The sequence below is a fragment of the Roseovarius nanhaiticus genome, from assembly GCF_900156535.1.
Classification (GTDB): domain Bacteria; phylum Pseudomonadota; class Alphaproteobacteria; order Rhodobacterales; family Rhodobacteraceae; genus Roseovarius; species Roseovarius nanhaiticus.
Genome location: NZ_FTNV01000001.1, coordinates 2,060,061 through 2,072,121 on the forward strand (window position 1 = coordinate 2,060,061; position 12,061 = coordinate 2,072,121).

Below are 12,061 nucleotides of genomic sequence, written 5' to 3' on the forward strand. Positions count from 1 at the left end.
GTACAGGCTTTCTGAAAAAGGGCGCGGCGAATGGCTTTTGCAAAGCAGAGTAATGCGCTTTATGCAGCGGCAAAAGTGAATAAGGGCTTGAGGCGATGACAAAGCGGATCGAATTTCAGCTGGCGGCGACCGACGGCGCCGCGCGCACCGGCACCATCCGCACGACGCGCGGCGATATCCGCACGCCCGCGTTCATGCCGGTCGGCACCGCCGCCACCGTCAAGGCGATGATGCCCGAAAGCGTCGCGGCCACCGGCGCCGACATCCTTCTGGGCAATACCTACCACCTGATGCTGCGCCCCACGGCCGAGCGGATCGCGCGGCTGGGCGGGCTGCATGATTTCATGAACTGGCAGGGTCCGATCCTGACCGATAGTGGCGGCTTTCAGGTGATGAGCCTTGCGGACTTGCGCAAGCTGACCGAGGAGGGCGTCGCCTTTCGCAGCCATATCGACGGATCGAAGCATATGCTGACGCCCGAGCGGTCGATGGAGATCCAGAAGCTGCTGGGCAGCGATATCGTGATGTGTTTCGACGAATGCCCGGCGCTGCCGGCCACCGACAAGGCCGTTGCCGAAAGCATGGAGCTATCGATGCGGTGGGCGCGCAGGTCGAAAGAGGCGTTCGGCGACCGGCCCGGTCATGCGCTTTTCGGCATCATGCAGGGCGGTGTGACACAAGAACTTCGCGGTATAAGCGCCGAGAAACTCAAGGAGATCGGCTTTGACGGCTATGCGATCGGCGGCCTGGCGGTGGGTGAGGGTCAAGAGGCCATGTTCGGCGTTTTGGACTACGCGCCCGCCATGCTGCCCGAGGACAAACCGCGCTACCTGATGGGCGTGGGCAAGCCCGATGACATCGTGGGCGCCGTCGCGCGCGGTGTCGACATGATGGATTGCGTGCTGCCCAGCCGCTCGGGCCGCACCGGGCAGGCCTGGACCCGGCAAGGCCAGGTCAACATCAAGAACGCGCGCCACGCGGACGATCCGCGCCCGCTGGACGAGCATTGCACATGCCCCGCCTGCCGCAACTATAGCCGCGCCTATCTGCACCACGTTTTCCGCGCGCAAGAAATGATTAGCGGCATGCTGTTGACGTGGCACAACCTGCATTACTACCAAGAGATCATGTCGGGCATGCGCCAAGCGATTGCCGCGCAGCGCTTTGATGCGTGGCAGCAGGGTTTTCACAGCACTCGTGCGATGGGCGATATCGAGCCGCTCTGATCACCTGTAAGCCAAGCTTTCAGATCATCACGAAAACTGATGCAGTTGCGCCTTGCTGCGGCGCAGCGCGTTCTTACCTGTGAGGCCACACAGCAACATCTCCGAAAGGCATTTCAAGATGACCGATAAGCTATTCACCCCCATCGACGCCGGCGCCATCCACGCGCAGAACCGCGTCGTGATGGCCCCGCTGACCCGCAACCGTGCCGATAATGTGACCGGTGAAGTGGGCGACATGCATGTCGATTACTACCGCCAGCGCGCCGGCGCCGGCATCATCATTACCGAGGCCACGCAGATCAGCCCCGAAGGCAAAGGGTATTTCCAGACCCCCGGCATTCACACCGAGGGGCAGGTGGCCGCATGGCGGCGCGTCACCGATGCCGTCCACGAGGCGGGCGGGAAGATCGTTGTTCAGCTGTGGCATGTCGGGCGCATCAGCCACACGTCTTTGCAGTTGAATGGCGCACAGCCTGTGGCCCCTTCGGCAATCGCGGCTGACGTACAGACCTTCACCGCAGATGGCTTTGCCGACACCTCGACGCCCCGCGCGCTGGAGCTGGACGAGATGCCGCGCCTGATCGCCGATTTTGTTCATGCGGCCCAGATGGCCAAGAAGGCCGGCTTCGACGGCGTCGAGGTGCATGGCGCCAATGGCTACCTGCTCGACCAGTTCCTCAAGACCGGCAGCAACCACCGGACCGATGCCTACGGTGGCAGCCCCGAAAACCGCGCGCGTCTGCTACTCGAAGTGCTTGAGGCCGTGACCAAGGTCTGGGGCGGCAACCGCACCGGCCTGCGCCTGTCGCCATTTTCGCCTGCGAACGGGATCGAGGATGCGAATCCGCAAGAGACGTTTGAATACCTGGTCCCGCAGCTCAACCGTTTTGGCCTAGCCTATCTACACATGATCGAAGGCGCCACCGGCGGCTCGCGCGAGTTGACCGAGGGCCAAAGCCTGGCCGCGCTGCGGAAGCTTTTTGACGGGGTCTATATGGGCAACAACGGCTATGACCGCGCCATGGCGATCGACATGGTCGAGAGCGGCAAGGCGGATATGGTGGCCTTCGGCGTGCCTTTCATCGCCAACCCCGACTTGCCCGAGCGGCTGCGCCAAAACGCACCGCTGAACAAGCCGGACAAGGACACCTTCTACGGCGGCGGGCGCGAGGGATATACGGATTATCCGAGCCTGCCAGAAACGGTCGCCTGACACCCATCGGGGGCGGCCCGCCGCCCCCGACCATCACGGGCCGCGATTTTTGCGAAAAATCGATCTGTCCAGTGCTTGCCCCCGGCCCGGCGTCAGGCCATTCTGCGCCAAAGGTTGAAAGGGGCCGGTCACTGCCCCAGATTATAGCGACAGATGGAGAGGGCATGGTCGCCGCCGAGCGGGGCCTGACCCTCTTGCCAAGAAAGGGCCGGATAAAATCCCTGCCCGATGCATAAGGAAAGAGCATGAAAGAGCCTCTCAACTCCTCCTACCCGGTGTTGCCGCTGCGCGATATCGTGGTGTTCCCGCACATGATCGTGCCGCTTTTCGTGGGCCGCGAGAAATCCGTGCGCGCGCTGGAAGAGGTCATGTCCGATGACAAGCAGATCCTGCTGTCGAGCCAGATTGATCCCAGCGTCGACGATCCTGACGCCGAAGGCATCTATAAGGCCGGCGTTCTGGCCAATGTCCTGCAACTGCTGAAACTGCCGGACGGCACCGTCAAGGTGCTGGTCGAGGGTGTCGCGCGGGTGCGGATCACCGAATATATCGAGAATGACGATTTCTTCGAGGCGCGCGCCGAGTATCTGACCGAGATGCCGGGCGATGCAACGACGATCGAGGCGCTTTTGCGCTCGGTCACATCCGAGTTCGAGCGCTACGCCAAGGTCAAGAAGAACGTCCCCGAAGAGGCCCTGACCGCCGTATCCGAGGCCGACGATCCCGCACGTCTGGCCGATCTGGTCGCCGGTCATCTGGGCATCGAGGTCGAGCAGAAGCAGGAGCTTCTGGAGACGCTGAGCGTCAGCGAGCGGCTGGAGAAGGTTTATGGCCTGATGCAGGGCGAGATGAGTGTTCTGCAGGTCGAGAAAAAGATCAAGACCCGCGTGAAATCGCAGATGGAGCGCACCCAGCGTGAATACTACCTGAATGAGCAGATGAAGGCCATTCAGAAGGAGCTGGGCGATGGCGAGGATGGCGAAGGCGAAGTGGCCGAGCTGGAAAAGCGCGTCTCCGAGACCAAGCTGAGCAAGGAAGCGCGCGAGAAGGCCGATGCCGAGCTGAAGAAGCTGAAAAACATGAGCCCGATGAGCGCCGAGGCGACAGTGGTGCGCAACTACCTTGACTGGATGCTGTCCATTCCGTGGGGCGTCAAATCCCGCGTCAAGAAGGACTTGGCCCGCGCCGAAAAGGTGCTGGACGATGACCACTATGGTCTCGAAAAGGTCAAGGAGCGCATCGTCGAATATCTCGCCGTGCAGCAACGCTCGAAGAAGCTGAAAGGCCCGATCATGTGCCTCGTCGGCCCTCCGGGCGTCGGCAAGACGTCGCTGGGCAAGTCCGTGGCCAAGGCGACGGGGCGCGAGTTCATCCGCATCTCGCTTGGCGGTGTGCGCGACGAATCCGAGATCCGTGGCCACCGGCGCACGTATATCGGCTCGATGCCGGGCAAGATCATCCAGGCTCTGAAAAAGGCCAAGACGACGAACCCGCTGATCCTGCTCGATGAGATCGACAAGATGGGCCAGGACTTCCGTGGCGATCCCGCGTCGGCCATGCTTGAGGTGCTTGACCCCGAGCAGAACGGCACCTTCGTCGATCACTATCTGGAGGTCGAATATGACCTTTCGAACGTGATGTTCCTGACCACGTCGAACAGCTACAACATGCCGGGCCCGCTGATGGACCGGATGGAGATCATCCCGCTGGCCGGCTATACCGAGGACGAGAAGCGCGAGATCGCCAAGCAGCATCTGCTGTCGAAACAGGTCAAGAACCATGGCCTCAAGAAGGGCGAGTTCGAGCTGACGGACGCGGCGCTCACGGACATCATCCGCTACTACACCCGCGAGGCGGGGGTGCGGAACCTCGAGCGCGAGATCGCAAAAGTGGCGCGCAAGGCGGTGACCAAGATCATCAAGAAGGAGGTCACGTCGGTTGTTGTGACGCCGGACAACCTCAGCGACTACCTGGGCGTGCGCAAGCACAAGTTCGGGCTTGCCGAGGATGCCGATCAGGTCGGTGTCGTCACGGGCTTGGCCTACACCTCGGTCGGTGGCGAGCTTCTGAATATCGAAGCGCTGCGCCTGCCGGGCAAGGGTCGGATGAAGACCACCGGCAAGCTGGGCGACGTGATGAAGGAGTCGATCGACGCGGCCAATTCCTACGTTCGCTCGGTCGCGCCCGCCATCGGGATCAAGCCGCCACGGCTGGAGAAGTGGGATATCCACGTCCACGTCCCCGAAGGTGCTACGCCCAAGGATGGCCCGAGCGCAGGTCTTGCCATGGTGACCTCCATCGTGTCGGTGCTCACGGGCATTCCGGTGCGCAAGGATATCGCCATGACCGGCGAAGTGACGCTGCGCGGCAACGCGCTGCCCATCGGCGGTCTGAAGGAAAAGCTGCTGGCGGCGCTACGCGGCGGGATCAAGACGGTTCTCATTCCCCAAGAGAATGAGAAGGATCTGACCGAGATCCCGGACAATGTGAAGGAGGGGCTGGACATCATCCCCGTGACACATGTTCGCGATGTCCTGCGCCTTGCGCTGACCCGCGCGCCCGAGCCCATCGAGTGGGACGAGGCCGCCGAGGAGGCCGCCGCTGCCGAAGCGGCGTTGAAGGCCGGGCCGGACGGTACTGGCGCGACAGCACATTAAGCCGCGCCACATTGATGCGAATACGGGGGGCGCCTGACAGGGCGCCCCTTTTTTCATATTAATTTCAACTTATTGCGCGGCAAAGGTCACGCCGGGGATCAGTTGGCGCTGATCAGGGCGGTCAGAAACACAAGTGCCGTCAAGGACAATGCCACGATCTCTGCCTGATTGGCCGATGAACTCGCGGTTTCGGCTTCGATGATGGCGGGCTCCATGACGGGCTCGGCCAGGTTACCCGCCATAACAGGTGCGGCGGCGAAGGTGGCGGCGGCAATGGCCGCCAAGCAATAGGTTTTCATGGTGTTATCCCCCAAGGTTTTGGCGCGCGCCTTACCATGGTTGTCCCATAAATGACGCGGCACCCATTCAAGCCCCGCGCAAAGCGCGTTCAATAGGTTTGCAGTATCATGACGTTACGTCAAGAGCGATCAGATCAGGCGTCCACCGTCTTCCAGGCGCTGTAGATCGGCCAACAGGGCGCGATAGGTCTTTTCCGCCCGCACGACCCGCGCCGAAGGAAGCGCGGGCGTTTCGACGCGGATCAGAGCCTCGAACGCGAGAAAGAAGGGCAGAGTATGGCTGCGCTCCAACGGCGATAGCCCAAACGCATGCGCGAAGCTTTGCAGGCAGTCATGGTCGACGCCAAGCACGGTTTTGCCCGACAGACGCAGGCGCCGCCGCCCCATATGCATCGCAAAGCGGGCGATATCCTTCAACACCGGCATCCGGCGCGAGCCGCCAAGGTCGATCCCCGTCAGGCGCGTACCGTAGCAGATCAGATTGTTCGGATGAAAATCTCCGTGACAGATCGCGGCGCGCCAGGGCGCGTCGGCAATGATCGGTGCGATCCGTTCCATATGGGCCAGAATACCGGCTTCGACCTCACGCAATGCCGCGAAGGGTTGCTGCTGCGCGGCGCGGGACGCGCGGTTGATCCACCGTTGGGGCTGCGCGATTTGCCAGTCCTCGCTGGACTGGGTGCTGGCCCGCAGCCATGCAGCGGCGGGCGCCATGAACGCTGGCCGCGCCTTGGCATCGAGGCTGTAGAGCAGCTCCATGAGGGGCGTGCCAGGAACCGCCTCCTGCACCGTGACGCCAGCGTCGGGCGCGGCGCAGATCGGTTCGGGAACGCGCAGATCGCCAACAGACATAAGCGGCCAAAGGCGCTGCATCTCGTCCCATTCCCTTTGCGCATCGCCTGCCTCGGGCGCGAGGTGAACGCGAAAGATCACGTCGCGGCCCTCAAGCTGGCCGCGCAGGATCGCGCGTTTGTCTTTGACGAGACGCAGAAGATCCGTGGGGTTGGCGCCGCTCAGACGCGGCTCTTGCCGTGCGGCCTTTGCCAGCAGCGCCGCGATGCGCTGCGTTGCGTCGAGATCGGGGATCGGGGGCAGGGGCGCGCTCATGGGCGCAGTCAATCGCAGGGCTTGGGCGCGGTCAAGCGCAGCAAAGGGATCCCCAGCGCGATTGAACCCCTCTGGCGGCGCGTCTATGGTGGCACGAGAGAATGAAACACCAGCCATGAGGCCCGACATGAGCGACACACCCGTAGCCGAGATGACCTTCGAGCAGGCAATGGCCGAGCTGGAGCAGGTGGTAGGCCGGCTGGAGCGCGGAGATGTGGCGCTGGACGAGTCGATCACCCTCTACGAGCGCGGCGCCGCCTTGAAAAAGCGCTGCGAATCCAAGTTGAAAGAGGCGGAAGAAAAGGTGGCTGCGATCACCCTCGATGCCGAGGGAGAGCCTGCGGGGCTCAAGCCCGTGGACGGGCTTTAGGCGCCGTGGACGCCGAAATCAAAGGCGCGCAGCGAGCGGTCGAGGCGCATCTTGATCACGTTCTGGCCCCGTTCGGGACCTCGGATGTGGCCGAGGCGATGCGCCACGCGACGCGCGGGGGCAAGCGGCTGCGCGCATGCCTTGTACTGCAATCGGCCAAGCTGCACGGTGTGTCCGAGGCTCAGGCAATCTGGCCCGCGACCGCCATCGAGGCGATGCATGCCTATAGCCTCGTCCATGACGATCTGCCCTGCATGGATGATGATGACGCGCGGCGCGGCCAGCCTACAGTGCATGTCAAATGGGACGAGATGACCGCCGTCTTGACGGGCGACGCGCTTCAGGCGCTGGCCTTTCAGTTGGCCGCCCATCCCGAGGCGGGCAGCGCCGAGGTGCGGGCCGATCTGGCGCTGAGCCTGGCGCGTGCCGCTGGGGCGCAAGGCATGGTCTTGGGCCAGGCTCTCGACATGGCGGCTGAGCGTCCGGGTGCGGCGCTGGACCTTGAACAGATCAGTGCCCTGCAAGCGGGCAAGACCGGCGCGCTTTTCGAATGGAGCGCCGGGTCCGGCGCGCGGATGGCGGGCGCCGATCCCGGGCCGATGATCCGCTATGCCGCTGCCATGGGGCAGGCCTTCCAGATCCATGATGATGTGATTGATGTGACAGGTGACGCGGCCTCTGCCGGCAAGGCCGTGGGCAAGGATGCGGCGGCGGGCAAGGCAACCTTCGTCTCGCTTTTGGGTTTGGATGGCGCGCGCGCGCGGGCGGAGGCGTTGGTTGACGAGGCGGATGCGGCGCTATCTCCTTACGGTGAGGGTGCCGATCCCTTGCGGCGCATCGCGCGCTTCGCTATCTCGCGTGACAACTGACGCCAAGCCCCGCTGACCTGACGCCCCGAGGAGGGGAGTGCCATGACGACCGATGCCGACAGGGCGCCGAAAACGCCGCTGCTTGACCGTATCTCGACCCCGACCGACATGAAGCGCCTCAGCGATGGCGATCTTGCGCGCCTTGCCGATGAGCTGCGGGCCGAGACCATCCATTCCGTATCGCAGACGGGTGGGCATCTGGGCGCGGGACTGGGCGTTGTCGAATTGACAGTTGCCCTGCATGCGGTCTTTGATGCGCCTCGGGACAAGATCATCTGGGACGTCAGCCATCAAAGCTATCCGCACAAAATCCTGACCGGACGCCGCGACCGGATGAAGACCATTCGACAGAAGGACGGCCTTAGCGGTTTCACCAAACGCTCCGAGTCGCCCTATGACCCTTTCGGCGCTGCGCATTCCAGCACGTCCATTTCGGCGGCGCTCGGCTTTGCCGTGGCGCGCGATCTGGGCGGCGCTTGCGAGACGGAGCATGGCGATGCGGTGGCCATCATTGGCGATGGCGCGATGAGCGCGGGCATGGCCTTTGAGGCGCTCAACAACGCGGGCGGTCTGGGCAAGCGGATGTTCGTCATCCTCAACGACAATGAGATGTCGATCGCGCCGCCCGTCGGGGCACTGTCCTCGTACCTGTCACGTCTCTACACCGAGCAGCCGTTTCAGGAGCTCAAGGCCGCCGCCAAGGGCGCAGTCTCGCTTCTGCCCGGACCTTTTCAGCAAGGCGCGCGCCGCGCCAAGGAAATGCTTAAGGGGCTTGCCGTCGGTGGCACGCTTTTCGAGGAGCTTGGGTTCTCGTATCTCGGCCCCATCGACGGGCACGATATGGAGCAACTTCTGCCGATCCTGCGCACCGTCCATCAGCGCGCGACGGGTCCGATGCTGATCCATGTGCTGACCAAGAAGGGCAAGGGCTATGCGCCCGCCGAAGGCGCCGACGATGGCGGCCACGCGACCGCGAAATTCGATGTGGCTACGGGCAAGCAATCAAAACCGCCCAGCAATGCGCCCAGCTATACGTCGGTCTTCGGGCGCGAACTGGCCGCGCATGCCAGCCGCGATGATCGTATCGTCGCCGTCACCGCCGCCATGCCCGATGGCACCGGACTTGGCCTCATGGCCGAGCGGTATCCCAGCCGCACCTTCGATGTCGGAATTGCCGAGCAACACGCCGTCACCTTTGCCGCCGGTATGGCGGCAGGCGGCTTGCGCCCCTTTTGCGCGCTTTATTCGACCTTTCTGCAGCGCGGCTATGATCAGGTCGTGCATGATGTGGCAATTCAGCGTCTGCCAGTGCGCTTTGCCATCGACCGTGCCGGGCTGGTCGGGGCTGATGGCGCGACCCACGCGGGCAGCTACGACATAGCATTTCTCGCTAATTTGCCCGGTTTCGTGGTCATGGCAGCGGCAGACGAGGCCGAGCTGGTGCATATGGTGGCCACCGCTGCGGCACATGACGATGGCCCCATCGCGTTCCGTTATCCACGGGGCGAAGGCGAGGGCGTCACCATGCCCGAGCGGGGCGAGATCCTTGAGATCGGCAAGGGCCGAATGATCGAAGAGGGCAGCCGCGTCGCAATCCTCAGCTTTGGCACGCGTCTGGGCGAAGTGCGCCGCGCCGCGGAGGCATTGCGCGCACGGGGAATTAGGCCCACCATCGCCGATGCACGCTTTGCCAAACCACTGGATCGCGACATGATCTTGCAGCTTGCGGCCGATCACGAAGCGCTGATCACGGTAGAGGAGGGCGCTGTCGGCGGCTTTGGCAGCCATGTCGCTCAGCTTTTGTCAAACGAGGGCGTGTTCGACCACGGTCTGAAATTCCGCTCGATGGTTTTGCCGGACATCTTCATTGATCAGGCCAGCCCCGCGGATATGTATAGCGTCGCCGGGATGAGCGGCGCCCAAATCGAGGCCAAAGTGTTGGAACTGCTCGATATCGCTCAGATTGCGGACAAGCGGGCCTAAGACCGTCGCGGGGCCGACCCTTTGATCGGGTCTTTTCTTGGTGCCATTTCGGCTTAGATCAGAAATATGCTGATCGCACGTTTCATCGCCGCGTGGCTATTGTTGGCCGCGCCTGTCATGGCCCAGACACTCGACGGGCCGGATGGCCCCTTGCCGGTGACGCCAATGGCCGATGGTCTGGAAGGTCCATGGTCCTTTGCATTTCTGCCGGACGGCGGTGTGCTGATTACCGAAAAGCAGGGGCGTCTATGGCTTGTTCGGGACGGCGCGAAGACCGAGATCACCGGTGTCGGACCCATTGCACAGATCGGGCAGGGTGGTCTTCTGGATGTTCTGGTCCCCCACGACTTCGCGCAGTCCCGGCAACTTTATTTCAGCCATGCCGTCCCGCAGGGCCGCAGCGGAGGCACGGCGCTCGCCCGAGCGATCCTGCCCCAAGGCGCGACGGCGCTGCAAGAGTGGACGGTCCTTTACCAAATTGCCGAGGGCAGTCGCGGCGGCACACATTTCGGCTCGCGCCTTGTCGAGGCGCCGGATGGAATGATCTTCATGACCGTCGGTGAACGCGGCGATCGGCCCTCGGCGCAGGATTTGAGCCGTGAGAACGGCAGCGTTCTCCGCCTGACGCGCGAAGGAGCACCCGCCCCTGGCAATCCGTTTGCCGGGCAAGAGGGTGCAAGGGACGCGATTTGGTCTTATGGACATCGCAACCCACAAGGTGCGGCGCTTGACGCGTCGGGCCGACTTTATGTCACCGAACACGGCGCGCGCGGCGGAGACGAGGTGAACCGCATCGAAGAAGGCGCCAACTATGGCTGGCCGGTCATCTCTTACGGTCGTCACTATTCCGGTGCACGCATCGGTGAGGGAACCGAAAAGCCTGGCATGGCGCAGCCGGAATTTTACTGGGATCCCAGCATCGCGCCGTCGGGCCTGATGATCTACTCGGGCGCTCTGATCCCCGAATGGGAGGGCGACTTCTTTACCGGCTCGCTCAAATTCGGCTTTATCTCGCGTCTTTCGGGTGATCCGCTGACCGAGATCCAGCGCCTGGATTCGCCCGAAACCGAGCGTCTGCGCGATATTCGCGAGGGGCCGGACGGCGCGATCTGGTGGCTGAGCGAAGGGCAGGGCGCGCTCTACCGCATGGCGCCCTAATGTCTAGACCGACAGGCGCGACGAATGCGAGCCGCGTTCGCGGTATGGCGTGGTATTGTAATGCGCACGATAGCATTTCGAGAAATGCGACGGCGACGAAAACCCGCAGGCAAGCGCCACGTTGATTACCGTCATATCCGTTTGCATCAAGAGGTTGCGGGCCTTTTGCAGGCGAAGTTCCATGTAATACCGCTTGGGCGAACGCGACAGATACCGGCGAAAGAGCCGCTCGAGCTGGCGCGTCGACATGCCGGCATCGCGCGCGAGCGTTGCGGGACTGATCGGCTCTTCGATATTGCCTTCCATCATCTGGATGACCTGGCTCAGCTTGGGATGGCGCACGCCGATGCGCGTCGGCACCGACAGGCGCTGCGTATCCTGATCGGTGCGGATGGACGAATAAATCAGCTGGTCGGCCACGGCATTGGCCAGCTTTTCGTCATGGTCCTGCGCGATGATGTTCAGCATGAGGTCGATCGAGGACGTGCCGCCCGCCGTCGTCATGCGGTTTCCGTCCACGGTAAAGACCGATTTGGTCAGCGTCACCTCCGAGAACTCCTCGGCAAAACTGTCGTGATTTTCCCAGTGGATCGTCGCGCGCTTGCCATCCAGCAGGCCCGCGCGCGCCAGAACGTAGGATGCCGTGCAGAGCCCGCCCATTTTCAGTCCGCGCCGCGCCTCGCGGCGGAGCCAATTCATGACTTTTTTTGTGGCGGCTTTCTGAATCTCGATCCCGCCGCAAACCAGAACGGTGTCATCGCGGCTGAGCTCGCCCAAAGGGCCGTCCAGTTGAAAACGCGATCCCGCCGAGCAGGCGATCACGTCTTCGCTGTCGCCGATAACGGACCACTCATATAGCGGCTTTTCCGCCATTCTGTTGGCAATACGCAGACATTCGATCGCCGCGGCAAAGCTGAGAAGCGTGAAGTTCGGAACCAGAACAAAGACAAAGCGACGCGGCGGCTGCGCCTTGGCGGGCGTGGCGGAGGACGAGGGCTTGCGCGGGTCACTTTGCATGCAGGACGCCTTGAAAATGCGAGGTCGTTGATCGGGTGTTCCACAAAATGGGTGCGATTGACAATAGTTGCGCTTAGAAATCCACGCGAGGCGGCGATTATTCGTGTGGCGCTGCGCACGGGCCTTTGCTATGCAACCGTTTCAGAATTGCCCAAGGCGGAG

General features: G+C 62.9%; 10 protein-coding genes. 7 read left to right on the top strand and 3 right to left on the bottom strand.

Annotated features, from left to right (window positions below):
• Window positions 1–95: 95 nt before the first annotated feature.
• From tgt to lon, 3 genes are all read left to right on the top strand, one after another.
• The gene (gene tgt / locus BW975_RS10025) at window positions 96–1,226 is read left to right on the top strand and encodes a tRNA guanosine(34) transglycosylase Tgt (protein ID WP_076533100.1); all 1,131 of its coding nucleotides are present in this window, start codon (window positions 96–98) and stop codon (window positions 1,224–1,226) included.
• Window positions 1,227–1,344: 118 nt separating this feature from the next.
• On the top strand, window positions 1,345–2,439 hold the full coding sequence (locus tag BW975_RS10030; protein WP_076533107.1) for an alkene reductase: 1,095 nt from the start codon (window positions 1,345–1,347) through the stop codon (window positions 2,437–2,439).
• A gap of 245 nt (window positions 2,440–2,684) precedes the next feature.
• Window positions 2,685–5,096 carry an endopeptidase La gene (gene lon / locus BW975_RS10035; RefSeq protein ID WP_076533109.1) on the top strand — a complete coding sequence of 804 codons (2,412 nt, stop codon included), beginning with the start codon at window positions 2,685–2,687 and terminating at the stop codon, window positions 5,094–5,096.
• A gap of 98 nt (window positions 5,097–5,194) precedes the next feature.
• Here the strand turns inward: lon and BW975_RS10040 are convergent, their stop codons facing one another.
• The gene (locus BW975_RS10040; protein WP_076533111.1) at window positions 5,195–5,395 is read right to left on the bottom strand and encodes a hypothetical protein; all 201 of its coding nucleotides are present in this window, start codon (window positions 5,393–5,395) and stop codon (window positions 5,195–5,197) included.
• Between the two features lie 129 nt (window positions 5,396–5,524).
• The gene (locus BW975_RS10045) at window positions 5,525–6,502 is read right to left on the bottom strand and encodes a phosphotransferase family protein (protein WP_076533113.1); all 978 of its coding nucleotides are present in this window, start codon (window positions 6,500–6,502) and stop codon (window positions 5,525–5,527) included.
• A 127-nt stretch (window positions 6,503–6,629) separates the two neighbouring features.
• Here BW975_RS10045 and BW975_RS10050 point away from each other — a divergent pair, with 127 nt between their 5' ends.
• From BW975_RS10050 to BW975_RS10065, 4 genes are all read left to right on the top strand, one after another.
• Window positions 6,630–6,872, top strand: coding sequence for an exodeoxyribonuclease VII small subunit (locus tag BW975_RS10050; protein WP_076533115.1), 243 nt, complete (start codon window positions 6,630–6,632; stop codon window positions 6,870–6,872).
• 5 nt (window positions 6,873–6,877) lie between these two features.
• Entirely contained in the window at window positions 6,878–7,741 is an 864-nt protein-coding gene (locus BW975_RS10055; RefSeq protein ID WP_076533117.1) for a polyprenyl synthetase family protein, read from the top strand.
• Window positions 7,742–7,783: 42 nt separating this feature from the next.
• Window positions 7,784–9,724: a 1-deoxy-D-xylulose-5-phosphate synthase gene (gene dxs / locus BW975_RS10060; protein ID WP_076533119.1), complete on the top strand. Its 1,941-nt coding sequence runs from the start codon at window positions 7,784–7,786 to the stop codon at window positions 9,722–9,724.
• A 66-nt stretch (window positions 9,725–9,790) separates the two neighbouring features.
• Complete coding sequence (locus BW975_RS10065) at window positions 9,791–10,882, top strand: PQQ-dependent sugar dehydrogenase (RefSeq protein ID WP_076533121.1); 1,092 nt, start codon at window positions 9,791–9,793, stop codon at window positions 10,880–10,882.
• A 3-nt stretch (window positions 10,883–10,885) separates the two neighbouring features.
• On the opposite strand, the gene BW975_RS10070 is transcribed toward BW975_RS10065, so the two are convergent.
• The gene (locus BW975_RS10070; RefSeq protein ID WP_076533123.1) at window positions 10,886–11,899 is read right to left on the bottom strand and encodes a GlxA family transcriptional regulator; all 1,014 of its coding nucleotides are present in this window, start codon (window positions 11,897–11,899) and stop codon (window positions 10,886–10,888) included.
• Window positions 11,900–12,061: the final 162 nt, after the last annotated feature.